This is a genomic window from Pseudomonas frederiksbergensis, assembly GCF_001952935.1.
GTDB classification, from domain to species: domain Bacteria; phylum Pseudomonadota; class Gammaproteobacteria; order Pseudomonadales; family Pseudomonadaceae; genus Aquipseudomonas; species Aquipseudomonas frederiksbergensis.
Map to the genome: position 1 here is coordinate 4,191,090 of NZ_CP018319.1, position 24,076 is coordinate 4,215,165.

Annotated in this window: 20 protein-coding genes and 2 pseudogenes; 19 read left to right on the forward strand and 3 right to left on the reverse strand. The window is 58.6% G+C overall.

Features of this window, described 5'->3' with window-relative positions; genetic code table 11:
- Nucleotides 1-130 precede the first annotated feature (130 nt).
- From sdhC to PFAS1_RS19665, 12 genes are all read left to right on the forward strand, one after another.
- A complete protein-coding gene (gene sdhC / locus PFAS1_RS19610; protein ID WP_074874652.1) occupies nt 131-505 on the forward strand; it encodes a succinate dehydrogenase, cytochrome b556 subunit in 375 nt (124 codons plus the stop codon).
- Nucleotides 499-867 (forward strand): succinate dehydrogenase, hydrophobic membrane anchor protein, encoded by a 369-nt coding sequence (gene sdhD / locus PFAS1_RS19615; RefSeq protein ID WP_007959040.1) that lies wholly within the window; start codon nt 499-501, stop codon nt 865-867. Before sdhC ends, sdhD begins: the two co-directional genes overlap by 7 nt.
- 3 nt (nt 868-870) lie before the next feature.
- Complete coding sequence (gene sdhA, locus PFAS1_RS19620; protein WP_074874654.1) at nt 871-2,643, forward strand: succinate dehydrogenase flavoprotein subunit; 1,773 nt, start codon at nt 871-873, stop codon at nt 2,641-2,643.
- Between the two features lie 11 nt (nt 2,644-2,654).
- Nucleotides 2,655-3,359 carry a succinate dehydrogenase iron-sulfur subunit gene (locus tag PFAS1_RS19625; protein WP_076031554.1) on the forward strand — a complete coding sequence of 235 codons (705 nt, stop codon included), beginning with the start codon at nt 2,655-2,657 and terminating at the stop codon, nt 3,357-3,359.
- Nucleotides 3,360-3,621: 262 nt separating this feature from the next.
- Nucleotides 3,622-6,453, forward strand: coding sequence for a 2-oxoglutarate dehydrogenase E1 component (locus PFAS1_RS19630; RefSeq protein ID WP_074874658.1), 2,832 nt, complete (start codon nt 3,622-3,624; stop codon nt 6,451-6,453).
- 42 nt (nt 6,454-6,495) lie between these two features.
- Nucleotides 6,496-7,716, forward strand: a complete 1,221-nt coding sequence (gene odhB / locus PFAS1_RS19635) for a 2-oxoglutarate dehydrogenase complex dihydrolipoyllysine-residue succinyltransferase (RefSeq protein ID WP_076030206.1) — start codon at nt 6,496-6,498, stop codon at nt 7,714-7,716.
- A gap of 110 nt (nt 7,717-7,826) precedes the next feature.
- Nucleotides 7,827-9,263, forward strand: a complete 1,437-nt coding sequence (lpdA, locus tag PFAS1_RS19640) for a dihydrolipoyl dehydrogenase (RefSeq protein WP_074874664.1) — start codon at nt 7,827-7,829, stop codon at nt 9,261-9,263.
- Between the two features lie 200 nt (nt 9,264-9,463).
- The gene (gene sucC / locus PFAS1_RS19645; protein ID WP_008148602.1) at nt 9,464-10,630 is read left to right on the forward strand and encodes an ADP-forming succinate--CoA ligase subunit beta; all 1,167 of its coding nucleotides are present in this window, start codon (nt 9,464-9,466) and stop codon (nt 10,628-10,630) included.
- Nucleotides 10,630-11,511 (forward strand): succinate--CoA ligase subunit alpha, encoded by an 882-nt coding sequence (gene sucD / locus PFAS1_RS19650; protein WP_008148605.1) that lies wholly within the window; start codon nt 10,630-10,632, stop codon nt 11,509-11,511. Before sucC ends, sucD begins: the two co-directional genes overlap by 1 nt.
- 457 nt (nt 11,512-11,968) lie before the next feature.
- Nucleotides 11,969-13,282 carry a branched-chain amino acid transport system II carrier protein gene (brnQ, locus tag PFAS1_RS19655; protein WP_076030207.1) on the forward strand — a complete coding sequence of 438 codons (1,314 nt, stop codon included), beginning with the start codon at nt 11,969-11,971 and terminating at the stop codon, nt 13,280-13,282.
- Nucleotides 13,283-13,544: 262 nt separating this feature from the next.
- On the forward strand, nt 13,545-14,282 hold the full coding sequence (locus PFAS1_RS19660) for a DUF599 domain-containing protein (RefSeq protein WP_074874668.1): 738 nt from the start codon (nt 13,545-13,547) through the stop codon (nt 14,280-14,282).
- Nucleotides 14,282-14,683 (forward strand): MAPEG family protein, encoded by a 402-nt coding sequence (locus PFAS1_RS19665; protein WP_076030208.1) that lies wholly within the window; start codon nt 14,282-14,284, stop codon nt 14,681-14,683. The genes PFAS1_RS19660 and PFAS1_RS19665 overlap by 1 nt, the downstream gene beginning before the upstream one ends.
- Before the next feature lie 77 nt (nt 14,684-14,760).
- Here the strand turns inward: PFAS1_RS19665 and PFAS1_RS19670 are convergent, their stop codons facing one another.
- On the reverse strand, nt 14,761-14,994 hold the full coding sequence (locus PFAS1_RS19670) for a hypothetical protein (protein WP_076030209.1): 234 nt from the start codon (nt 14,992-14,994) through the stop codon (nt 14,761-14,763).
- Between the two features lie 156 nt (nt 14,995-15,150).
- On the opposite strand from PFAS1_RS19670, the gene PFAS1_RS19675 reads away from it, so the two are divergent.
- The 3 genes from PFAS1_RS19675 (at nt 15,151) to htpG (ending at nt 18,062) form a co-directional block, all read left to right on the forward strand.
- Complete coding sequence (locus PFAS1_RS19675) at nt 15,151-15,627, forward strand: PaaI family thioesterase (RefSeq protein WP_074874671.1); 477 nt, start codon at nt 15,151-15,153, stop codon at nt 15,625-15,627.
- The gene (locus PFAS1_RS19680) at nt 15,624-16,061 is read left to right on the forward strand and encodes a PaaI family thioesterase (RefSeq protein ID WP_008148618.1); all 438 of its coding nucleotides are present in this window, start codon (nt 15,624-15,626) and stop codon (nt 16,059-16,061) included. Before PFAS1_RS19675 ends, PFAS1_RS19680 begins: the two co-directional genes overlap by 4 nt.
- Nucleotides 16,062-16,157: 96 nt before the next feature.
- Entirely contained in the window at nt 16,158-18,062 is a 1,905-nt protein-coding gene (gene htpG, locus PFAS1_RS19685) for a molecular chaperone HtpG (protein WP_076031555.1), read from the forward strand.
- Nucleotides 18,063-18,106: 44 nt separating this feature from the next.
- Here htpG and PFAS1_RS19690 read toward each other — a convergent pair whose 3' ends face one another.
- Together PFAS1_RS19690 and PFAS1_RS19695 are read right to left on the reverse strand one after the other, a co-directional pair.
- Entirely contained in the window at nt 18,107-18,994 is an 888-nt protein-coding gene (locus PFAS1_RS19690; RefSeq protein WP_076030210.1) for a pirin family protein, read from the reverse strand.
- 61 nt (nt 18,995-19,055) lie between these two features.
- Entirely contained in the window at nt 19,056-19,472 is a 417-nt protein-coding gene (locus tag PFAS1_RS19695) for an OsmC family protein (RefSeq protein WP_076030211.1), read from the reverse strand.
- Between the two features lie 316 nt (nt 19,473-19,788).
- On the opposite strand from PFAS1_RS19695, the pseudogene PFAS1_RS30430 reads away from it, so the two are divergent.
- The 4 genes and pseudogenes from PFAS1_RS30430 to PFAS1_RS19710 all read left to right on the forward strand — a co-directional run.
- A pseudogene (locus PFAS1_RS30430) lies at nt 19,789-20,448 on the forward strand (MCP four helix bundle domain-containing protein); the annotation flags it as partial.
- 303 nt (nt 20,449-20,751) lie between these two features.
- Nucleotides 20,752-21,351, forward strand: a pseudogene (locus PFAS1_RS30435) (methyl-accepting chemotaxis protein); the annotation flags it as partial.
- 169 nt (nt 21,352-21,520) lie between these two features.
- Complete coding sequence (locus tag PFAS1_RS19705; RefSeq protein WP_076030213.1) at nt 21,521-22,897, forward strand: pyridoxal-phosphate dependent enzyme; 1,377 nt, start codon at nt 21,521-21,523, stop codon at nt 22,895-22,897.
- Complete coding sequence (locus PFAS1_RS19710; RefSeq protein WP_076030214.1) at nt 22,894-24,072, forward strand: trans-sulfuration enzyme family protein; 1,179 nt, start codon at nt 22,894-22,896, stop codon at nt 24,070-24,072. The genes PFAS1_RS19705 and PFAS1_RS19710 overlap by 4 nt, the downstream gene beginning before the upstream one ends.
- Nucleotides 24,073-24,076 lie beyond the last annotated feature (4 nt).

The window sequence follows — 24,076 nt, forward strand, 5'->3', positions numbered from 1 at the left end:
CACCGACCGCCAGGGGCTTTTGGGCCTGCTTTATTGGGGGTCGCATCCCTGGGTGGTGGTTACCTGACCAGTGCACTCCCCAACAACTTTGCCCTGATTGTTAGGGGCTCTTCAGTGTGAAAAAAAAGCCGTGAAAAGCCAACGACCTGTAAACCTAGACCTAAGGACCATCAAACTCCCCATCACCGGCGTTACGTCGTTTCTTCACCGTGTTTCCGGCATCATTCTCTTTCTGGGCCTTGGCTTCATGCTTTATGCATTGGGCAAGTCTCTGGATTCCGAGGAAGGTTTTGCCGAGGTGAAGGCATGCTTGACCAGCCCGCTGGCCAAGTTCGTAGCATGGGGCCTCCTGTCCGCTCTTCTGTATCACCTGGTAGCCGGTGTGCGCCACTTGATCATGGACATGGGCATCGGTGAGACGCTGGAAGGCGGCCGCCTGGGCTCGAAAATTATCATCGCCGTTTCCGTGGTGCTGATCGTTCTGGCAGGAGTTTGGATATGGTAACCAGCGTTACGAACCTTTCGCGTTCCGGTCTTTATGACTGGATGGCGCAACGTGTGTCTGCGGTCGTTCTCGCGGCTTATTTCATCTTCCTGATCGGATACCTTGTAGCGAATCCGGGCATTGGCTATGACCAATGGCATGGCCTGTTCGCCCACAACGGGATGCGTATCTTCAGTCTGCTGGCCCTTGTGGCCCTGGGCGCTCACGCCTGGGTCGGCATGTGGACCATCGCGACCGACTACCTGACGCCAATGGCGCTGGGCAAGTCCGCGACTGCAGTACGTTTCCTTTTCCAGGCAGTATGCGGCGTTGCGATGTTCGCTTACTTCGTCTGGGGTGTGCAGATTCTCTGGGGTATCTGATTCATGGCTAACATTCCAACGATTTCTTTCGACGCCATCATTATTGGTGGTGGCGGTGCCGGCATGCGCGCAGCGCTGCAACTGGCACAGGGCGGTCACAAGACTGCCGTAATCACCAAGGTTTTCCCTACCCGTTCGCACACTGTGTCCGCTCAGGGTGGCATTACCTGCGCCATCGCTTCGGCTGATCCGAACGATGACTGGCGCTGGCACATGTACGATACCGTCAAGGGTTCCGACTATATCGGTGACCAGGACGCTATCGAATACATGTGTCAGGAAGGCCCGGCCGCGGTGTTCGAACTGGACCACATGGGTCTGCCGTTCTCGCGTACCGAACAAGGTCGTATCTACCAGCGTCCATTCGGCGGTCAGTCGAAGGATTACGGTAAGGGTGGCCAGGCTGCCCGTACCTGCGCCGCCTCCGACCGTACCGGTCACGCGCTGCTGCACACGCTTTATCAGGGCAACCTGAAAGCCGGCACCACGTTCCTGAACGAGTACTACGCTGTTGATCTGGTGAAAAACCAGGACGGCGCATTCGTCGGTGTGATCGCCATCTGCATCGAAACCGGTGAAACCAGCTACATTCGCGCCAAGGCCACCGTTCTGGCCACTGGCGGTGCCGGTCGTATCTACTCGTCCACCACCAACGCCTTGATCAACACCGGTGACGGCGTCGGCATGGCTCTGCGTGCTGGCGTGCCGGTGCAAGACATCGAAATGTGGCAGTTCCACCCGACCGGCATCGCCGGCGCTGGTGTACTGGTTACTGAAGGCTGCCGTGGTGAAGGTGGTTACCTCATCAACAAGCACGGCGAGCGTTTCATGGAGCGCTACGCTCCGAACGCCAAGGACCTTGCCGGTCGTGACGTTGTTGCCCGCTCGATGGTTAAAGAAATCATCGCCGGTAACGGTTGCGGTCCGGATGGCGACCACGTACTGCTCAAGCTCGATCACCTGGGCGAGGAAGTGCTGCACAGCCGTCTGCCAGGCATCTGCGAACTGTCCAAGACGTTTGCTCACGTTGACCCGGTGGTTGCTCCGGTTCCGGTCGTTCCGACTTGCCACTATATGATGGGCGGCGTTCCGACCAACATTCACGGCCAGGCGATCACTCAGGATGCCGACGGCGTCGACACCATCATCCCTGGCCTGTTCGCAGTGGGTGAAGTTGCGTGCGTATCGGTTCACGGTGCCAACCGTCTGGGCGGCAACTCGTTGCTCGACCTGGTTGTGTTCGGCCGTGCGGCTGGTCTGCACCTGGAAAAAGCGCTGACTGAAGGCATCGAATACGACGACGCCACCGACGCCAACATTGAAACGGCCCTGGCCCGTCTGTCCGCTCTGAACTCGCGTACCGAAGGCGAAGACGTCGCCACCCTGCGTAAAGAACTGCAAAGCTGCATGCAGAACTACTTCGGTGTGTTCCGTACCGGCGAATACATGCAGAAGGGTATTGCTCAACTGGCTGATCTTCGTGGCCGTATCGCCAACGTCAAGATCAACGACAAGAGCCAGGCGTTCAACACCGCTCGTATCGAAGCGCTGGAATTGCAGAACCTGCTGGAAGTGGCCGAAGCTACCGCCATCGCCGCTGAGATCCGCAAAGAGTCCCGCGGCGCTCACGCCCGTGAAGACTACGAAGATCGCGACGACGAAAACTGGCTGTGCCACACCCTGTACTTCCCGGGTGACAAGCGCGTAACCAAGCGTGCTGTGAACTTCTCGCCGAAGACTGTTCCGACTTTTGAACCTAAGATTCGGACTTATTAAGGGTGGCCGCCATGTTGAAAGTCAGTGTTTATCGCTACAACCCTGATCAGGACGCTGCGCCGTTCATGCAGGAATTTTCGGTCGATACCGGTGGTAAAGACCTGATGGTGCTGGATGTGCTGGCCCTGATCAAAGAGCAGGACGAAGGTTTCTCCTATCGTCGCTCTTGCCGTGAAGGTGTTTGCGGTTCCGACGGCATGAACATCAACGGCAAAAACGGTCTGGCCTGCGTCACGCCGCTGTCTGCTGTCGTAAAAGGTAACAAGCTGATCGTTCGTCCTCTGCCAGGTTTGCCGGTTATCCGTGACCTGGTCGTCGATATGAGCATCTTCTACAAGCAATACGAAAAGGTTAAGCCATACCTGCAGAACGACACGCCGGCTCCGGCCATCGAACGTCTGCAGACCCCTGAAGAGCGTGAAAAGCTCGACGGTCTGTACGAGTGCATCCTGTGCGCTTGCTGCTCGACCTCTTGCCCGTCCTTCTGGTGGAACCCGGACAAGTTCCTGGGTCCAGCTGCTCTGCTGCAAGCGTATCGCTTCCTGGCAGACAGCCGCGACACCAAGACTGCCGAGCGTCTGGCTTCGCTGGATGACCCGTTCAGCGTATTCCGCTGCCGCGGGATCATGAACTGCGTCAACGTTTGCCCGAAAGGCCTGAACCCGACTAAGGCCATCGGTCACATTCGTAACATGCTTCTGCAAAGCGGCGTGTGATTCAGCTGTAGTACCCGCAAGACCGCTGTACCCGTAGATGCTACGGCGCAGGCTTCAACCGGCGCCGTAGTCTTAACCTGAGCAGCAGCTTATAAGGCTGCGGCTCTTATTTTGAAGAAATGAGACAAGCAGGGGCATCCGGGCTGGTACCCGGACTATCAGCGTGATCCTAAGTGGCTTGTTTTAGTCGCTGCATTCGGACTTCTGCAAGCGTGCTCGGTGTCGACGCCGGTGGTGTTCCCCTAACCGAGGGTGACCAAGCATGCAAGAAAGCGTGATGCAGCGCATGTGGAACAGCGCCTACCTATCCGGTAGTAACGCTGCCTATGTGGAAGAGCTCTATGAGCTCTACCTGCACGACCCTAACGCTGTGCCAGAAGAGTGGCGCACCTACTTCCAGAAGTTGCCTGCTGACGGCAACCCTGCCACCGATGTTTCGCACTCCACAATTCGCGATCATTTCGTCTTGCTGGCAAAGAACCAGCGCCGCGCCCAACCGGTTTCCGCCGGTAGCGTGAGCAGTGAGCACGAGAAGAAGCAAGTTGAAGTGCTGCGATTGATCCAGGCCTACCGTATGCGTGGCCACCAGGCAGCCCAGCTTGACCCGCTGGGGCTGTGGCAGCGTCCTGCACCTGCAGACCTGTCGATCAATCATTACGGCTTGACCAATGCCGATCTTGATACGACCTTCCGTGCCGGCGACCTGTTCATCGGCAAAGAGGAGGCGAGCCTACGCGAAATTCACGAAGCGTTGCAGCAGACATATTGCCGCACCATCGGCGCTGAATTTACGCACATCACCGATTCCGAGCAGCGCCAGTGGTTTCAGCAGCGTCTGGAAAGCGTGCGTGGCCGTCCGACGTACTCCGCCGACATCAAGAGCCACCTGCTCGAGCGCGTCACCGCCGGCGAAGGTCTGGAAAAATACCTGGGTACCAAATACCCGGGTACCAAGCGTTTCGGTCTGGAAGGCGGCGAGAGCCTGATTCCGATGCTCGACGAGCTGATCCAGCGTTCCGGTTCCTACGGCACCAAGGAAATCGTGATCGGCATGGCCCACCGTGGTCGTCTGAACGTGCTGGTCAACACCTTCGGCAAGAACCCGCGCGAGCTGTTCGACGAGTTCGAAGGCAAGAAGAAGGTCGAGCTGGGTTCCGGTGACGTGAAGTATCACCAGGGCTTCTCGTCCAACGTGATGACCACCGGCGGTGAAGTTCACCTGGCGATGGCATTCAACCCGTCCCACCTGGAAATCGTTTCTCCAGTGGTTGAGGGTTCGGTTCGCGCCCGTCAGGATCGTCGTAACGACCCTACCGGCGAGAAGGTCCTGCCGATCTCCATCCACGGTGACGCGGCATTCGCCGGTCAAGGCGTGGTGATGGAAACCTTCCAGATGTCGCAGACCCGCGGTTTCAAGACCGGCGGCACCGTGCACATCGTGATCAACAACCAGGTCGGTTTCACCATCAGCAACCCGCTGGACTCGCGCTCCACCGAGTACGCGACCGACGTTGCGAAGATGATCCAGGCGCCGATCCTCCATGTGAATGGTGATGATCCGGAAGCCGTATTGTTCGTGACCCAGCTGGCCATCGACTACCGCATGCAGTTCAAGCGTGACGTGGTGATCGACCTGGTCTGCTACCGTCGTCGTGGCCACAACGAGGCCGACGAGCCAAGCGGCACACAGCCAATCATGTATCAGCAGATCACCAAGCAGCGCACCACCCGTGAGCTGTATGCCGATCGTCTGACCCAGGGCGGTGTGCTGGACGCAGAGCGTGTTCAGGCGAAAGTCGATGAATACCGCAACGCGCTGGACAACGGTCTGCATGTTGTAAAAAGCCTGGTCAAAGAGCCGAACAAAGAGTTGTTCGTGGACTGGCGTCCGTATCTGGGCCACGCCTGGACCGCACGTCACGACACTCGCTTCGATCTGAAAACCTTGCAGGAACTGTCCGCCAAGCTGCTGGAAATTCCGGAAGGCTTCGTGGTTCAGCGCCAGGTCTCGAAAATCTACGAAGACCGTCAGAAAATGCAAGCCGGCGGCCTGCCGATCAACTGGGGTTACGCCGAAACCATGGCGTACGCGACCCTGGCGTTCGAAGGTCACCCGATTCGCATGACGGGTCAGGACATCGGTCGCGGTACGTTCTCGCACCGTCACGCTGTCTTGCACAACCAGAAAGACGCGGGCACCTACATCCCGCTGCAAAACCTGTACAAAGGCCAGCCACGTTTCGACCTGTACGATTCGTTCCTGTCCGAAGAAGCCGTGCTGGCGTTCGAATACGGTTACTCGACCACCACGCCTGAGGCGCTGGTGATCTGGGAAGCCCAGTTCGGCGACTTCGCCAACGGTGCCCAGGTGGTAATCGACCAGTTCATCACCAGTGGCGAGCACAAGTGGGGCCGTCTCTGCGGTCTGACCATGCTGCTGCCGCACGGTTACGAAGGTCAGGGTCCGGAGCACTCTTCGGCTCGTCTGGAGCGTTACCTGCAGCTGTGCGCCGAGCACAACATTCAGGTGGCGGTACCGACTACGCCGGCCCAGATCTACCACTTGCTGCGTCGTCAGGTGATTCGCCCACTGCGCAAGCCATTGATAGTCCTGACGCCGAAGTCGCTGCTGCGTCATAAACTGGCGATCTCGACCCTGGAAGATCTGGCTGAAGGTTCGTTCCAGACCGTTATCCCGGAAATCGATACCCTGGACCCGAAAAAGGTCGAGCGCGTTGTTCTGTGTAGCGGCAAGGTCTATTACGACCTGCTGGAAAAACGTCGTGCCGAAGGTCGTGATGACATCGCCATCGTGCGTATCGAGCAGCTGTACCCATTCCCTGAGGACGACTTGAACGAAGTCCTGGCTCCGTACACCAACCTCAAACATATCGTTTGGTGTCAGGAAGAGCCGATGAACCAGGGTGCCTGGTACTGCAGCCAGCACCACATGCGCCGCATCGTTGGCAATCACAACAAAGCACTCTTCCTCGAGTACGCCGGTCGTGATGCTTCTGCTGCACCTGCTTGTGGTTATGCATCGATGCACGCTGAGCAGCAGGAAAAACTGCTGCAAGACGCCTTTACTGTTTAACGCCTTCGCGCACCTGAAACCGAATTTAAGGACCCACAGATAATGGCTATCGAAATCAAAGCCCCCACTTTCCCGGAATCGGTTGCCGATGGCACCGTTGCCACCTGGCACAAACAGCCGGGCGACGCTGTCAAGCGCGATGACCTGATCGTCGACATCGAAACTGACAAAGTCGTATTGGAAGTGTTGGCTACCGCTGATGGCGTGCTGGGCGCTATCGTCAAGAACGAAGGCGACACCGTTCTGTCCGACGAAGTCCTGGGCTCCATCGAAGCGGGCGGCGCTGCTTCCGCTCCAGCTGCTGCCGCTGCTCCTGCCGCTGCACAAGCTGCTGCTCCAGCCGCTGAAGGCGAAGATGATCCTGTTGCTGCACCGGCTGCTCGCAAGCTGGCTGAAGAAAACGCTATCAACATCGCTTCCGTTGCCGGCACTGGCAAAGGCGGTCGTGTGACCAAGGAAGACGTTGTTGCCGCTGTAGCTGCCAAGAAAGCCGCTCCGGCTGCCGCGCCTGCCAAGGCTGCTGCGCCTGCCGCTGCTGCTCCGGTGTTCGCTGCCGGCGATCGCATCGAGAAGCGCGTACCGATGACCCGCGTACGGGCCACTGTCGCCAAGCGTCTGGTTGAAGCTCAATCGAACATGGCGATGCTGACCACTTTCAACGAAGTCGACATGACCGAAGTCATGGCCCTGCGTTCGAAGTACAAGGATCTGTTCGAGAAATCCCACAACGGCGTGCGCCTGGGCTTCATGTCGTTCTTCGTCAAGGCGGCCACCGAAGCGCTGAAACGCTTCCCGGCTGTCAACGCGTCGATCGACGGTGCTGACATCGTTTACCACGGCTACGCTGACGTCGGTGTTGCTGTTTCCAGCGACCGCGGCCTGGTTGTTCCGGTTCTGCGTAACGCCGAACTGATGAGCCTGGCTGAAATCGAAGGCGGCATCGCCACCTTCGGCAAGAAGGCTCGCGACGGCAAACTGTCGATGGACGAGATGACCGGCGGTACGTTCACCATCACCAACGGTGGTACTTTCGGTTCGATGATGTCGACTCCGATCGTCAACCCGCCGCAAGCGGCCATCCTGGGCATGCACAACATTCTGCAGCGTCCTATGGCGATCAACGGTCAGGTTGTTATCCGTCCGATGATGTACCTGGCTCTGTCCTACGATCACCGTCTGATCGATGGCAAAGAAGCTGTGACCTTCCTGGTTACCATCAAGAACCTGCTGGAAGACCCGGCTCGTTTGCTGCTGGATATCTGATTTCGTTGCACGGGCCGTCCAGTGATGGACGGTCCTCCTGTAATGACCAGCTTCGTCCCACGACAGTCCCCAAAAGGGACTGTCCGGTTTGATTCGAGAAGGAATGACACATGACTCAGAAATTCGACCTGGTAGTGATTGGCGCGGGCCCTGGCGGTTACGTGGCTGCCATTAAAGCAGCGCAACTGGGCCTCTCCACTGCCTGCATCGAGAAATACACCGACAAGGAAGGCAAACTGGCCCTCGGCGGTACTTGCCTGAACGTCGGCTGCATTCCATCCAAGGCGCTGCTGGACAGCTCCTGGAAATTCCACGAAGCCCAGGACGGCTTCGCGATCCACGGTATCAACCACGCTGGCGTGACCATGGACGTGCCAGCAATGGTCGGCCGTAAAGCCAACATCGTCAAAGGCCTGACTTCGGGTGTTGCCACCCTGTTCAAAGCCAACGGTGTGACCTCGATCCAGGGCCACGGCAAACTGCTGGCCGGCAAGAAAGTCGAAGTCACCAAGCCAGACGGTTCGGTAGAAATCATTGAAGCCGAGAACGTGATTCTGGCTCCGGGCTCGCGTCCGATCGACATTCCGCCAGCTCCGGTTGACCAGAATGTGATCGTCGATTCGACTGGCGCGCTGGAATTCCAATCCGTACCTAAACGTCTGGGCGTGATCGGCGCTGGCGTGATCGGTCTGGAACTGGGTTCGGTCTGGTCCCGTCTGGGCGCAGAAGTAACCGTTCTTGAAGCGCTGGACACCTTCCTGATGGCCGCTGACGCTGCCGTTTCCAAGGAAGCGCTGAAAACCCTGACCAAACAAGGTCTGGACATCAAGCTGGGCGCTCGTGTTACCGGTTCCAAAGTGAACGGCAACGAAGTAGTCGTGAACTACACCGATGCCAACGGCGAACAGAACATCACTTTCGACAAGCTGATCGTAGCCGTTGGTCGCCGTCCGGTGACCACTGATCTGCTGTCCGCTGATTGCGGCGTGACCCTGGACGAGCGCGGTTTCGTGCACGTTGACGATCACTGCGCCACCACCGTACCGGGCGTTTACGCGATCGGCGACGTGGTTCGCGGCATGATGCTGGCACACAAGGCCTCGGAAGAGGGCATCATGGTCGTCGAGCGCATCAAGGGCCACAAAGCCCAGATGAACTATGACTTGATCCCGTCGGTTATTTATACTCACCCGGAAATCGCGTGGGTCGGCAAAACCGAGCAGGCCTTGAAGGCTGAAGGCGTTGAAGTTAACGTTGGCACCTTCCCGTTCGCAGCCAGTGGCCGTGCCATGGCAGCCAACGACACCGGCGGTTTCGTGAAAGTCATTGCCGATGCCAAGACTGACCGCGTATTGGGCGTCCACGTGATTGGCCCGAGCGCTGCAGAACTGGTTCAGCAGGGCGCGATCGGTATGGAATTCGGCACCAGCGCGGAAGACCTGGGCATGATGGTTTTCTCCCATCCGACCCTGTCCGAAGCCTTGCACGAAGCAGCTCTGGCTGTGAATGGCGGCGCCATCCACATCGCCAACCGCAAGAAGCGTTAAGACAAGACAATAAGAAACCACGGCGGAAGGCCCGTCGTGAGCCTTGCGTGCAAGACTCACCGCGGAATGTCCGCCGGACGCAGCCTTGCGTAGTCTCACCGGTTATCCGGAACACCTACGCAAGCAGCAGTCACAGGTGGTGCGGCACTTGAACAAGTGCAGCACCGAATGCGCAGTACCTAACGAAGACGGTAATAAGCATGAATCTTCACGAGTATCAGGGTAAGCAGCTGTTCGCTGAATACGGCCTGCCAGTATCCCAGGGTTTCGCCGTAGACACCCCGGAAGCAGCAGCAGAAGCGTGCGACAAGATCGGCGGGACCGAATGGGTTGTCAAAGCCCAGGTTCACGCAGGTGGTCGCGGTAAAGCGGGCGGCGTTAAGCTGGTTCGCAGCAAAGAAGACGCCAAAGCATTCGCTCAACAGTGGTTGGGCAAGCGTCTGGTGACTTACCAGACTGATGCCAATGGTCAGCCAGTCACCAAGATCCTGGTTGAATCGTGCACTGATATCGCTAAAGAGCTGTACCTGGGCGCTGTCGTTGACCGTTCGAGCCGTCGCATCGTGTTCATGGCTTCCACCGAAGGTGGCGTGGACATCGAGAAAATCGCTCACGACACCCCTGAGAAAATCCTCAAGGCCACTATCGATCCACTGGTTGGCGCTCAGCCATTCCAGGGTCGCGAGCTGGCATTCCAGCTGGGTCTGGAAGGCAAGCAAGTTGCTCAGTTCGCCAAGATCTTCGTAGGTCTGGCCAAGCTGTTCAAGGATCACGACCTGGCTCTGCTGGAAGTGAACCCGCTGGTGATCAAGGCTGACGGCGATCTGCATTGCCTCGACGCCAAGATCAACATCGACGCCAACGCCATGTACCGTCAGCCTAAGCTGAAGACTTTCCACGATCCGTCGCAAGACGATCCGCGCGAAGCGCACGCTGCCAAGTTCGAACTGAACTACGTAGCACTGGAAGGCAACATCGGTTGCATGGTCAACGGTGCTGGCCTGGCCATGGGTACCATGGACATCGTCAACCTGCATGGCGGCAAACCAGCCAACTTCCTCGACGTGGGCGGCGGTGCTACCAAAGAACGCGTTACCGAAGCGTTCAAGATCATCCTGTCCGACACTAACGTCGCTGCAGTATTGGTCAACATCTTCGGCGGCATCGTTCGTTGCGACATGATTGCCGAAGGCATCATCGGCGCTGTGAAAGAAGTCGGCGTGAAAATCCCGGTTGTTGTTCGCCTTGAAGGCAACAACGCTGAGCTGGGCGCTAAAGTACTGGCAGAAAGCGGTTTGAACATCATCGCTGCTACCAGCCTGACCGACGCTGCTCAACAAGTTGTCAAAGCTGCGGAGGGCAAATAATGAGCGTCCTGATCAATAAAGACACCAAAGTTATCTGCCAGGGTATTACCGGTTCGCAAGGTAGTTTCCACACCCAGCAAGCCATCGAATACGGCACCAAGATGGTAGGTGGCGTAACTCCTGGTAAAGGTGGCACCGAGCACCTGGGTCTGCCAGTGTTCAACACCGTGAAAGACGCTGTAGCTGCCACTGGCGCCACCGCCAGCGTGATCTACGTTCCAGCTCCTTTCTGCAAAGACTCCATCCTGGAAGCAGCATTCGGCGGCATCAAGCTGATCGTTTGCATCACTGAAGGCATTCCTACCCTGGACATGCTGGATGCCAAGGTCAAGTGCGACGAGCTGGGCGTAGTCCTGATCGGTCCTAACTGCCCAGGCGTGATCACTCCAGGCGAATGCAAGATCGGCATCATGCCAGGTCACATTCACTTGCCAGGCAAAGTCGGTATCGTTTCCCGTTCCGGCACCCTGACCTACGAAGCTGTGAAGCAAACTACTGACGCCGGTTTCGGTCAGTCGACTTGCGTCGGCATCGGCGGTGACCCGATCCCGGGCTCGAACTTCATCGACATCCTGAAGCTGTTCCAGGAAGACCCGAAGACCGAAGCGATCGTGATGATCGGTGAGATCGGCGGTTCGGCTGAAGAAGAAGCGGCTGCCTACATCAAGGCACACGTGACCAAGCCGGTTGTTTCCTACATCGCTGGTGTGACTGCCCCTGCGGGCAAGCGCATGGGCCATGCTGGCGCAATCATCTCTGGCGGCAAAGGCACTGCAGACGAGAAGTTTGCTGCCCTGGAAGACGCAGGCGTTAAAACCGTGCGTTCGCTGGCAGACATCGGCAAGGCATTGTCCGAGCTGACTGGTTGGGCAATCAAGTAAGCCTCGCGCTTATCTGACGCTTCACCAAACAAAGGCCACCTTCGGGTGGCCTTTGTCGTTTCCGGGATTTGTACCGGGCTTTTGTGGCGAGGGGATTTATCCCCGTTGGGTCGCGAAGCGATCCTAAAACCTGCATCCGAGGTGTATCAGATGCACCGCATGCGATGGTTTTACGACTGCTGCGCAGTCGAACGGGGATAAATCCCCTCGCCACAGGGTTCTTTGTAAGTAAATTAGATATGTAAACGCGACACGGAAATGTCGCGTATCGGATAGATCGCACCCTAACAGTGCGTTTGTTGGGCAAATTCGTTAGGCTAGCAGCCATTTTTGCGTCCGCGGCCCACAAGGTTGCTACGCGCTAAACGGGTCAGTCCTATACGGACCGACAGCATTTCCCTCACCCCTCAGGGAAATCCCTCTCTAAATTCCGATTCAGTAGTGTGGTATTTCCTTAATGAAAGTGTTGAAAGGCCAGGACATCCTGGCACTTGGTTTTATGACGTTTGCCCTGTTTGTCGGGGCTGGCAACATCATCTTCCCGCCTATCGTCGGTCTGCAATCCGGTCCACATGTCTGGCTGGCGGCGCTGGGCTTTCTGATCACTGCAGTCGGTCTGCCGGTGATCACCGTTGTTGCCCTGGCCAAGGTCGGTGGCGCCATGGATGCCTTGAGCAGCCCGATCGGGAAAGTCGCCGGTGGCCTGCTGGCGGCCGCGTGCTACCTCGCTGTCGGCCCGCTGTTCGCGACACCGCGCACCGCCACCGTGTCATTCGAAGTCGGCTTGGCGCCACTGACTGGCGAGAGCCCGTTGGCGCTGTTCCTCTACAGCTCGGTGTACTTCCTGCTGGTGTTTTTCATCTCGCTCTATCCGGGCCGGCTGCTGGATACCGTAGGACGTTTCCTCGCACCGCTGAAGATCATAGCCCTGGCCGCGCTCGGCATCGCCGCGTTTGCATTGCCGGCCGGTGATGTCGGCGTGGCCACCCCGGAATACGTGGCAGCGCCGTTCTCCCAAGGCTTCATCAACGGTTACCTGACCATGGATACCTTGGGTGCGCTGGTGTTTGGCATTGTCATTGTCAACGCAATCCGCTCCCGTGGCGTCGAGTCGCCGGTGTTGATTACCCGTTATGCGATCATCGCCGGGCTGATTGCCGGCGTGGGCCTGGCGCTGGTTTACGTCAGCCTGTTCCGTCTCGGTTCGGGCAGCCATGAAGTGGCCGCGGGTGCCACCAACGGCGCGGCGGTGTTGCACGCTTACGTACAACACACCTTCGGTTCTTTGGGCAGCGGTTTTCTGGCGGTGCTGATCTCCCTGGCTTGCCTGGTGACGGCGGTGGGTCTGACCTGCGCCTGCGCCGAATACTTCAGTCGTGTGCTGCCGCTGTCCTACAAGACGTTGGTCATCATCCTGGCGGTGTTCTCGCTGTTTGTGTCCAACCTGGGCCTGACCAAGCTGATTGCTTTCTCGATCCCGGTGCTGACCGCGATCTACCCGCCGTGCATCGCCTTGGTCGCCCTGAGCTTCTGCAAGGATTTCTGGCATGAGCAGGGCCGCATCGTCGGTCCGGTGATGCTGGTGTCGTTTATCTTCGGTTTGATCGACGCCCTCAAGGGCGCGGGTCTGGCGGACTGGATGCCGACTCAGTTGTCCCACCTGCCGCTGAGCGAGCAAGGCCTGGCCTGGCTGGTACCGTCGGTCATGACCCTGGTCGTCGCGGTGGTTTGCGATCGCCTGCTGGGCAAGCGCGAAGAAGCACTGGCTTAAGCCGCTTCATGGCCTGCCACAAGCGGGTCGTGAACACACAAGGAAATGCCCCGTATCAATCGATACGGGGCATTTTTTTTGGAGGGGGGCAGTGTCTTTTTCCTTGAGCTAACGTCGAAGCATTGCCAAATCTAATGTGGGAGCGAGCCCGCTCGCGATGGCGGCTTTACATTCAATAGATATGTTGGCTGATCTACCGCCATCGCGAGCAGGCTCGCTCCCACAGGTTTCAGTTCTCCGAATACACACCACAAGGACCTGCATGTCGTTCATCCACGCCAACATGATCCACATCCTCGCCGCGCTCTGGTTCGCCATCTGCTGGGGCGGCTACACCCGTTATGCGACGTGGAAGGGCCGCGACACTGCGTGCCTGGCCAGCGTGCTGCACCTTTATCGCGAAGACTGGATGCGCCGCATGCTGTTGCGCGACAACCGCATCGCTGACGCCAGCGTGATCGGTAATCTGGAGCGCAACGCCTCGTTCTTCGCCTCCAGCACACTGATTATCCTGGCCGGCATTCTCACGGTGCTCGGAGCTTCCGAACGGGCAGTGTCGTTGTTGGCGGATATCCCGATGGTGCAGCAGGCATCCCAGGGGATGTCGGAGATCAAGTTGCTGTGTCTGGCGCTGGTGTTTGTCTATGCGTTCTTTACGTTCAGCTGGTGCATGCGCCAGTACAACTTTGCGGCCATTCTGGTGGGCTCGGCGCCTATGGTCGGTGAGCGTCACGTATCCGAACAAGAACGCAAAGCCTTCGCTGCCCGGGCGGCCCGCGTCATTTCCATGGCCGCCAACCAGTTCAACTTCGGACTCCGCTCCTACTACTTCGGCATGACCATGCTGGCCTGGTTCGTCAGCCCGTGGTTGTTCATGTTGATGAGTACCGGTGTGGTGCTGGTGTTGTATCGCCGGGAGTTTCATTCCGACGTTCTTGACGTGATGGTCTATACACCTACAGAGGCGCCATTGCCCGAGGCGATTAAAGAGGCTGTTTGATGAGTATTCCGTTCTGGTGTGTGTTTATCAGTGCCTTGCTGATTTTTGTAGCAAAGATTCCCGTGGCCAAAGCGATGAATGACCTGGGTGGTTATGACAACCATCTGCCGCGTCAGCAACAGGCGCAACTGACTGGCTTTGGTGCCCGTGCGTTGGCCGCTCATCAAAACTGTTTTGAGGCGTTCATTCTGTTCGCGGTGGGGGTGCTGATGGCGTATACCACGCAGACAGCGGGGTGGCTGATCGACTTGCTGGCAATCATCTTCGTGATTACGCGAATCATTTATTTGCTGTGCTATTGGGTTGATCTGGCCTGGCAGCGCAGCCTGGTATGGGGTATTGGACTATTGTGTTCGTTGCTATTGATGATTAGTCCGACTTTTAGAACGATTTTGCTGTAACGCCTGCCAGGCAAACAAAAAACAGGCAAAAGAAAACCCGCACTTGGCGGGTTTTCTTTATCACGCTAAAAACTGTTTTAGTTTTTAGGTGCTTCTTTTGCTGCCGCTGCATCCGATTCAGCCTGAGCTTTGGCGGCTTCGGCGTTTTCTTTCGCTGCGTCGTTCACTTTATCCTGAGCTTTGCTCATGTCTTGCTGAGCTTGCTCGGCATGTTTTTCGGCATCTTGAGCTTTGTCCTCGGATTTTTTATCGCAAGCAGCGAGACCGAGGGAAGCGGTCAACATCAAGGCAATAGCTAAAGTCTTACGCATGGGGTGTTTCTCCTTATGGAAAATATCTACTGGCCTTTCGAGCACAGCGCATAGCGTTAAGTTCCTCAATTCATACAGATATATAAGTTTATTCCGACGGGAACTTTTACTAAAACACCTGCTGTGTCGCCCGGACACTAAGAAGAGTTTATCAAAATGGCCGAAAACCCCGTTTTTGAGCGTGCTACACGGTTTCTATCGGCGCTGCGACATTGTCAGGTACTGGGGCTGCGCGTTCACAGCGCCAGCAGCGAAGGATTGACGGTTATCCTGCCGTACAGTCCGCAAATTGTGGGCAACCCGCAAACCGGTGTGATTCATGGCGGGGCGCTGACCTCGCTGATGGACACGGCCTGCGGCATGGCCACCCTCTGCGTGCTGCCCGAGTTCGAAGTTTGTCCGACCCTCGACCTGCGCATCGACTACATGCACGCCGCCGAGCCGCATAAGGATGTCTACGGTTTTGCCCAGTGCTACCGGGTGACCACGGATGTGATCTTTGCTCGCGGTTTCGCCTATCAGGACGACCCCGAGCAGCCCATCGCCCATGTGGTAGGCACTTTCATGCGCATGGGTAAAGCCATCAAGGGCACCAAAGGCTTTGGCGGCGCTATCGCCGGAGGTGCGAAATGACCGATTCCTTCAAGGAACAACTTCAGCTGGCACATGAGCAGGGCGACTATGCCTCGCTGCTGCACTTGATCCCCTACGCCAAACTGATCGGCGTCGAATGTTCGCGGGTGGGGGATGATCTGCTGTTTCGCTTGCCGGCCAACAAGGACAACATTGGTAACCCTTTATTGCCGGCGATTCATGGTGGTGTGATCGCCGGGTTCATGGAGCTGTCCGCGGCGCTGCACCTGCTGATTTTCACCGGTTCGCCGGGAGTCCCGAAGATCATCGATTTCTCCCTCGACTACTTGCGTGCCGGGCAGTTTCGCGACACCTGGGCCAGATGCCAGGTTTGCCGGCAGGGCCGCCGAGTGGCCAACGTCGCGATTACGGCCTGGCAAAGCACTGAAGCCGAACCGATTGCCACCGCCCGCGCCCATTTCAAAATTGAATAGCCCTTGAAATCCTGAACTGAGCCCCCAACTTTGATGACAACCCGCCGCCGACCCTTCAGGTCGCGGCCACTGCCATCTGATTGGAGTTTGATGACCATGAGTGTGGAAACTCAAAAGGAAACCCTGGGCTTCCAGACCGAGGTGAAGCAACTGCTGCACCTCATGATCCATTCGCTGTATTCCAACAAGGAAATTTTCCTTCGCGAATTGATCTCTAACGCCTCTGACGCTGTCGACAAATTACGCTTCGAAGCCCTGTCCAAGCCCGAGTTGCTGGAAGGTGGCGCCGAACTGAAAATCCGTGTGAGCTTCGACAAGGACGCTAAAACCGTCACCCTCGAAGACAACGGCATTGGCATGAGTCGTGAAGATGCGATCACCCACCTGGGGACCATCGCCAAATCCGGCACTGCCGATTTCATGAAACATCTTTCCGGCGATCAGAAAAAAGACTCGCACCTGATCGGTCAATTCGGTGTGGGTTTCTACTCTGCATTCATCGTCGCCGATAAAGTCGACGTGTTCAGCCGTCGTGCCGGTGCTGCTGCCAGCGAAGGCGTGCACTGGTCGTCCAAGGGTGAAGGCGATTTTGAAGTTGCCACCGTCGATAAAGCCGAGCGCGGCACTCGTATCGTCCTGCACCTGAAAGCCGGTGAAGACGAATTCGCCGATGGCTGGCGTCTGCGCAACATCATCAAGAAGTACTCCGACCACATCGCTCTGCCGATCGAATTGCCGAAAGAAGTGGCGGCCGTTGAAGGCGAAGAACAACCGGCCGTTGAATGGGAAACTGTCAACCGCGCCAGCGCCCTGTGGACTCGTCCGCGTACCGAGATCAAGGACGAGGAATACCAGGAGTTCTACAAACACGTCGCTCATGACTTCGAGAACCCGCTGAGCTGGAGCCACAACAAGGTCGAAGGCAAGCTTGAATACAGCTCGCTGCTCTACGTGCCGGCCCGTGCTCCATTCGATCTGTACCAGCGTGAAGCGCCGAAAGGCCTGAAGCTGTACGTGCAGCGCGTGTTCGTGATGGATCAGGCGGAGTCGTTCCTGCCGCTGTACCTGCGCTTCATCAAAGGCGTGGTCGATTCCAACGACCTGTCGCTGAACGTGTCGCGGGAAATCCTGCAGAAAGACCCGATCATCGATTCGATGAAGTCGGCGCTGACCAAGCGCGTTCTCGACATGCTGGAAAAGCTGGCGAAGAACGAGCCTGAGCAATACAAGAGCTTCTGGAAAAACTTTGGCCAGGTCATGAAAGAAGGCCCGGCAGAAGACTTCGCCAACAAAGAGAAAATCGCTGGCCTGCTGCGTTTCGCATCGACCAACGGTGATGAAGGCGAACAAGTGGTGGGTCTGGCCGAATACCTGGCTCGCGCCAAGGAAGGTCAGGACAAGATTTACTACCTGACCGGCGAGACCTACGCGCAAGTCAAGAACAGCCCGCACCTGGAAGTCTTCCGCAAGAAAGGCATCGAAGTGCTGCTGCTGACCGACCGCATCGACGAATGGCTGATGAGCTACCTCAGCGACTTCGACGGCAAGAGCTTTGTCGACGTGGCGCGTGGTGACCTGGACCTCGGCAATCTGGATTCGGAAGAAGACAAGAAAGCTGCGGAAGAAGTCGCCAAGTCCAAGGAAGGTCTGGTTGAGCGTCTGAAAACTGCACTGGGCGATTCCGTCGCTGAAGTTCGGGTTTCCCACCGCCTGACCGATTCCCCGGCGATTCTGGCCATTGGCGAGCAGGACCTGGGCATGCAGATGCGTCAGATCCTCGAAGCCAGCGGTCAGAAGGTTCCGGATTCGAAGCCTATTTTCGAATTCAACCCGGCTCACCCGCTGATCGAGAAGCTCGACAACGAGCAGAGCGACGAACGCTTCGGCGACCTGTCGCACATCCTCTTCGATCAGGCGGCACTGGCCGCTGGCGACAGCTTGAAAGACCCGGCCGCGTACGTGCGCCGTCTCAACAAGCTGTTGGTTGAGCTGTCGGTTTAACCGCGTTGTAAAAAAACCCGCTTCGGCGGGTTTTTTTTTGATCGTTACAGCGGGGTTGGCTCGCTTCGTCCTTTTGGCAGTTCGATTCGCTCACTTTCCCCCGGCACCGTCGGCCAATCCCCGGCCGCCCAGCGTCGCCGTGCTTCATCGATCAACGCCGGATCGCTCGCCACGAAGTTCCAGTTGATCCGCCGCGGCCCATCCAGCGGTGCACCACCAAACAGCACGGCATGACAGTCGCTTTCCGCGAACAGTGTCATCTCTTCCCCGACCGGCAATACCACCAGCGAATGCGGTTCTATCAGCTCGCCATCCAGTTGCACCTCGCCGTCCAGCACATACAACGCCCGCTCTTCGTGCTCGGCAGGAATCAGCAAGGTGGTCGCCGTTTGCAGGTTCAATTCGGCATACAGCGTAGGAGAAAGCACCGGGACCGGTGATTCCAGGCAAAAGCCTGACCCGGCAATCATGCGGATTTTCACCCCCAGGTTATCGCTGACCGGCAGGGTGGCCGCGGGATGGTGGCTGTAGTGTCCGGGGCCGTGCTCTTTTTCTTTCGGTGAGGCCAGCCAGATCTGCAAACCATGCATCGTGAAGCCGCTGTCCTTCAACGCCTCGGGCGTGCGCTCGACGTGGGCGATCGCGCTGCCCGCCGTCATCCAGCTGACATCACCGGCCTCCACGACCTGGTCGGAGCCGAGGCTGTCCTTGTGCTGGATTTTTCCTTCGAACAAGTAGGTGAGGGTCGACAGGCCAATGTGCGGATGCTGACGGATGTTCATGCCTTTTCCCGCCTCATAACGGGTTTGAAGCATGTGGTCGAAAAACACGAAAGGCCCGACGCTGCGGCATTTGGCTGACGGCAGTGGGCGAAGAATGGGTTGGCCTTCGACATCTTCGGCGCGGGGGCGGATCACGAGCGGAGTGTTCATGCTGCATTCCAGGCTGAGCGGGTAATGCGTGGAGCATAACCCGCTTGCGCAGCCCTTGCCGCTATTGGCTGAAGGCACCTTCTGACAGGTGCGTTTCGATGCTGACGTCAGTGGTGGTCATCAACTTGTGGACTGGGCAACGGTCGGCGACGCGGTGCAGCTCGTCGCGCTGAGCGTCGGAGAGCACACCTTTGAGTGTCAGTTTGACGTGCAGGGCATATTTACCTTTCTGCTCTTCGCTGTTGTCACGTTTGACTTCGACAGTGACACCGGTCAGCGGGATGTCTTTCTTCTTCGCGTACATCTTCAGGGTCAGGGCCTTGCAGGCACCCAGGGCCGCGTCGAAGTAATCGTGTGGCTCGGGTGCCGAGCCTTCGCCGCCGGCGAGTGTCGGTACGTCGGCAAACAGTTCATGGTCATCGATTTGGACGCTGTGACGATAACCTTCGGTGGAAACGGTATTGACGGTGACAGTCATGGGAAACCTCGTGGGCAGCTGGAAAAGTCATTCGAGCAAAAAACACCTTGAAGGTATAGAGCACTCTTCCAGTGACGCGTTCCACTTTCTAGCTCGCCCATTCCCGAACGCTGAACCGTTACCGCCCGGTGATCGAAGCAGTTAAGGCGTTTTGATATCACGTTTTCGTCTTACGCAAAATTTCTCCGGGCCGATACCTTCTTAAGCAGCCCGCTGCAGGGTTGATGCAGCGCTTTTGGAAGGAACCAGAGCAATGAGTATCAGAAGTCTCAATATTGCGCCGCGCGCGGGCCTGGGTTTTGGCCTGCTGGCGTTAATGGTGTTTGGATTGGGGGCGTTCGCCCTGCTGCAAATGTCGAACATGCGCGCGCAGTCCGATCAGGTCGATGACAACTGGCTGCCCAGCGTGATGGCGGTCGGGGAGATGAATCAGGACATGCTGCGGCTGCGGGCATTGACCATGCGCCTGCTGATCAATCGGGACCCGCAGGCGCTGGCGCAAAACGTCAGCAAACTCAACGAGCTCAAAGGCATCCTGGATGAACCTCGGCAGCGCTATGACGCGCTGATCGTGCTGCCCGAAGAGCGTGTGCTGTTCGATCGCTTCAAAGCCTCGGAGCAACAATACCTGCAGTTCCAGACTCAGGTGATGACGCTGTCTGCTCAGGGACGGGTGGAGGAGGCGGCCGCTGTCCTCAATGGCGAGATGAGCCCGTTGGCCGATGAAATCGCCGCCACCCTCAAGGCATTGGTCGAACTGAACAAGCACAACGCTAACCTGGCGACGCAGGCCGCGCGCCAGGTGTTCAGCCATGCGCGTGTCTGGGTCGGGGTGATGATCGGCCTGACAGCGCTGATGACCATCGGGCTGGCGCTGCTGCTGACCCGCAGCATTGTCCTGCCGCTTTCCCAATCGTTGAGGGTGGCTGAAGGGGTGGCTGGCGGCGATCTCACCGGTGATATCAGCATCAGCGGCAAGGACGAGCCGGCGCGGCTGTTGCACGCCCTCAAGAGCATGCAGGGGAGTTTGCGCGAAACCCTGCGGCGTATTTCCGACTCATCCAGCCAATTGGCCTCGGCCTCGGAAGAGCTCAGTTGTGTGACCGAAGAGGCCACCCGGGGCCTGCATCAACAGAGCCTGGAAATCGACCAGGCCGCCACGGCGGTGAATCAGATGACCGCGGCGGTGGAGGAGGTCGCGAGCAATGCGGTGGCCACGTCCGAAGCGTCTCGGGAATCCGACCGGATCGCCCAGCACGGTCGCGAGCAGGTGCATCAGACCGTGTTGTCCATCGAATCCCTGGCCGACGATGTCACCGCCAACGCCACCCAGGTCGAGGACCTGGCGCAGAAAGTTTATGTCATCAGCAAAGTCCTGGATGTGATTCGCTCGATTGCCGAGCAGACGAACTTGCTGGCCCTGAACGCGGCCATCGAAGCGGCGCGGGCCGGGAGTGCCGGGCGCGGCTTTGCGGTTGTGGCCGATGAAGTGCGGGCGCTGGCGCACCGGACGCAGCAATCGACCCAGGAAATCGAGCAGATGATTTCCGGCATCCAGAAAGGCACCGATGCCGCGGTCAGCTCGATGCAGCAGAGCAACACGCGTGCGCGTTCGACTCTGGAAGTGGCGAAAGCGGCGGGCACGGCGCTGGAGGAAATCGCCACGGCGTTTACCCTGATCAATGAGCGCAACCTGGTGATCGCCAGCGCCTCGGAGGAACAAGCGGCTGTCGCGCGCGAGGTGGATCGCAACCTGATGAACATTCGCGATCTGGCGTTACAGACGTCGGCCGGGGCCAATCAAACCAGTGCCGCGAGCCAGGAGCTGTCTCGGTTGGCGGTCGATCTGAATACGATGGTGGCGCGGTTCTCGGTCTGAACGCGCAGCGGTTTTGTCGTTCCGGCGGCGCTACCGGCTGGCTGTGCAAGGTTGCGGGTGGCGCCATCCCGGCCTATGGTCCAAACGATACTTTACTTGCGACTGGCGCGTGATGACTCGCCGTCGGTTGCTGTCCATCCAGTGCTGATTTGCGTAGCGAGGTGACGACATGCCCACCGACTCCCGACCCGCCGTGCTCGAACTGATCGGCAACACGCCGCTGGTGCGCGTCAGCCGTTTCGATACCGGCCCGTGCACGCTGTTCCTCAAGCTCGAATCGCAGAACCCCGGCGGTTCGATCAAGGATCGCATCGGTCTGGCGATGATCGACACGGCCGAACGCGATGGCAGCCTGCGCCCTGGCGGCACCATCGTCGAGGCCACCGCTGGCAACACCGGCCTGGGCCTGGCCTTGGTCGGTCGTGCCAAGGGTTACCGAGTGGTGTTGGTGGTGCCGGACAAGATGTCCACCGAGAAGGTCTTGCACCTCAAGGCGATGGGCGCTGAGGTGCACATCACTCGCTCCGATGTCGGCAAGGGCCATCCCGATTACTACCAGGACGTTGCGGCGCGGCTGGCGCTGGAAATCCCCGACGCATTCTTCGCCGATCAATTCAACAACCCGGCCAACCCGCTGGCCCATGAATGCAGCACCGCGCCGGAAATCTGGGCGCAGACTCAGCATGACGTGGACGCGATCGTCGTCGGCGTCGGCTCGGCCGGTACCCTGACCGGGCTGACTCGTTTCTTTCGCCGCGTGCAACCGGACCTGGTCATGGTGCTGGCCGATCCGGTCGGCTCGGTGATGGCCGAATACAGCCGCAGCGGCACCATGAACACACCCGGCTCCTGGGCGGTGGAGGGCATCGGCGAGGACTTCATTCCGTCGATTGCCGACCTGTCCAGCGTGCGCCACGCCTATTCGATCAGCGACGAGGAAAGCTTCGATCATGCCCGCCAGCTGTTGCGCGCCGAAGGCATACTCGGCGGCTCTTCGACCGGCACCCTGCTGGCGGCGGCGTTGCGTTATTGCCGCGAGCAGACGGAGCCGAAGCGGGTCGTCAGCTTCGTCTGCGACACCGGCACACGCTATCTGTCGAAGGTCTACAACGACCAGTGGATGAACGACCAGGGCCTGTTGCAATACAAACATTATGGCGATCTGCGCGACCTGATCTCGCGGCGTTTCGAGGATGGCCGGGTGATCAGCGTAGGCCCGGACGACACACTGCTCACCGCGTTCCAGCGCATGCGTCTGGCGGATGTGTCGCAACTGCCGGTGCTGGAGGGCGGGAAGCGGCTGGTCGGCGTGATCGACGAGTCCGACATTCTGCTTGGCCTGCAGGAAGATGCTTCGCACTTTCGCATGAGTGTGGCCAGCGCGATGACCGACAAGCTGCAAACCCTGCCGCCCAGCGCCAGTCTGGCGGAACTGCGAGCGGAGCTCGACCGTGGGCTGGTGGCGATCATCGCCGACGCTTCGGGCTTCTACGGCTTGATTACTCGAGTCGACATGCTCATTCACCTACGGAGATCCCTTACATGAGTCAACACGACGAAAACGCAGTACCACGCGCCTTCGCCACCCGTGTGATCCATGCCGGGCAAACGCCCGACCCTTCCACCGGTGCGCTGATGCCGCCGATTTATGCCAACTCCACCTATTTGCAGCAGAGCCCCGGTGTGCACAAAGGCTTCGACTACGGGCGCTCGCACAACCCGACGCGCTTTGCGCTGGAGCGTTGCGTTGCAGACCTCGAGGGCGGCACCCGAGCCTTCGCGTTCGCGTCGGGGCTGGCTGCGATTTCCACCGTGCTCGAATTGCTCGACGCGGGCTCGCACATCGTCTCCGGCAATGATTTGTACGGCGGCACCTTTCGGCTGTTCGACAAGGTGCGCAAACGCAGCGCCGGGCATCGCTTCAGCTTCGTCGATCTGACTGACCCGGAGGGATTCGAAGCGGCACTGCAGCCCGACACGAAGATGGTTTGGGTCGAGACGCCAAGCAATCCCTTGCTGAGCCTGACGGACCTCGCCGCCGTCGGACGCATCTGTCGCTCGCGAGGCATCATTTGTGTGGCCGACAACACCTTTGCCAGCCCGTGGATACAGCGCCCGCTGGAGCAGGGCTTCGACATCGTGCTGCACTCGACCACCAAGTACCTGAACGGCCACTCCGACGTGATCGGCGGCATCGCGGTGGTTGGACAAAACGCGGACCTGGCGGAGCGTCTGGGCTTCCTGCAGAACTCGGTAGGCGCGATCGCCGGGCCGTTCGACGCTTTCCTCACCCTGCGCGGCGTGAAGACCCTGGCGCTGCGCATGGAGCGCCACTGCAACAACGCGCTGGACCTGGCGCAATGGCTGGAGCGTCAGCCGCAAGTGGCGCGCGTCTATTATCCGGGCCTGCCGTCGCACCCGCAGCACGTACTGGCGCAGCGGCAGATGCGTGGTTTCGGCGGGATGATCTCCCTCGACCTGAACAGCGACCTGGCCGGTGCCACGCGCTTCCTCGAGAGTGTGCGGATTTTCGCCTTGGCCGAGAGCCTGGGCGGGGTGGAAAGCCTGATCGAGCACCCGGCGATCATGACCCACGCCAGCATCCCTCAAGAGACCCGTGCGCAACTCGGCATCGGTGATGCGTTGGTGCGGTTGTCCGTGGGGGTCGAGGATGTCGAAGACCTGCGCGACGACCTGGCACAGGCGCTGGCGCGGATCTGAAAAT

What these genes read in the sequence shown, in the direction of transcription:
- PFAS1_RS19660 (WP_074874668.1), top strand. Translation starts at nt 13,545, where the DNA reads ATGTCGTTCATCCACGCCAACATGATCCACATCCTCGCCGCGCTCTGG.
- PFAS1_RS19675 (WP_074874671.1), top strand. Translation starts at nt 15,151, where the DNA reads ATGGCCGAAAACCCCGTTTTTGAGCGTGCTACACGGTTTCTATCGGCG.
- brnQ (WP_076030207.1), top strand. Translation starts at nt 11,969, where the DNA reads ATGAAAGTGTTGAAAGGCCAGGACATCCTGGCACTTGGTTTTATGACG.
- htpG (WP_076031555.1), top strand. Translation starts at nt 16,158, where the DNA reads ATGAGTGTGGAAACTCAAAAGGAAACCCTGGGCTTCCAGACCGAGGTG.
- odhB (WP_076030206.1), top strand. Translation starts at nt 6,496, where the DNA reads ATGGCTATCGAAATCAAAGCCCCCACTTTCCCGGAATCGGTTGCCGAT.
- sucD (WP_008148605.1), top strand. Translation starts at nt 10,630, where the DNA reads ATGAGCGTCCTGATCAATAAAGACACCAAAGTTATCTGCCAGGGTATT.
- PFAS1_RS19710 (WP_076030214.1), top strand. Translation starts at nt 22,894, where the DNA reads ATGAGTCAACACGACGAAAACGCAGTACCACGCGCCTTCGCCACCCGT.
- lpdA (WP_074874664.1), top strand. Translation starts at nt 7,827, where the DNA reads ATGACTCAGAAATTCGACCTGGTAGTGATTGGCGCGGGCCCTGGCGGT.
- PFAS1_RS19705 (WP_076030213.1), top strand. Translation starts at nt 21,521, where the DNA reads ATGCCCACCGACTCCCGACCCGCCGTGCTCGAACTGATCGGCAACACG.
- PFAS1_RS19690 (WP_076030210.1), bottom strand. Translation starts at nt 18,994, where the DNA reads ATGAACACTCCGCTCGTGATCCGCCCCCGCGCCGAAGATGTCGAAGGC.
- sdhA (WP_074874654.1), top strand. Translation starts at nt 871, where the DNA reads ATGGCTAACATTCCAACGATTTCTTTCGACGCCATCATTATTGGTGGT.
- PFAS1_RS19630 (WP_074874658.1), top strand. Translation starts at nt 3,622, where the DNA reads ATGCAAGAAAGCGTGATGCAGCGCATGTGGAACAGCGCCTACCTATCC.
- sucC (WP_008148602.1), top strand. Translation starts at nt 9,464, where the DNA reads ATGAATCTTCACGAGTATCAGGGTAAGCAGCTGTTCGCTGAATACGGC.
- sdhD (WP_007959040.1), top strand. Translation starts at nt 499, where the DNA reads ATGGTAACCAGCGTTACGAACCTTTCGCGTTCCGGTCTTTATGACTGG.
- PFAS1_RS19680 (WP_008148618.1), top strand. Translation starts at nt 15,624, where the DNA reads ATGACCGATTCCTTCAAGGAACAACTTCAGCTGGCACATGAGCAGGGC.
- PFAS1_RS19625 (WP_076031554.1), top strand. Translation starts at nt 2,655, where the DNA reads ATGTTGAAAGTCAGTGTTTATCGCTACAACCCTGATCAGGACGCTGCG.
- PFAS1_RS19665 (WP_076030208.1), top strand. Translation starts at nt 14,282, where the DNA reads ATGAGTATTCCGTTCTGGTGTGTGTTTATCAGTGCCTTGCTGATTTTT.
- PFAS1_RS19670 (WP_076030209.1), bottom strand. Translation starts at nt 14,994, where the DNA reads ATGCGTAAGACTTTAGCTATTGCCTTGATGTTGACCGCTTCCCTCGGT.
- PFAS1_RS19695 (WP_076030211.1), bottom strand. Translation starts at nt 19,472, where the DNA reads ATGACTGTCACCGTCAATACCGTTTCCACCGAAGGTTATCGTCACAGC.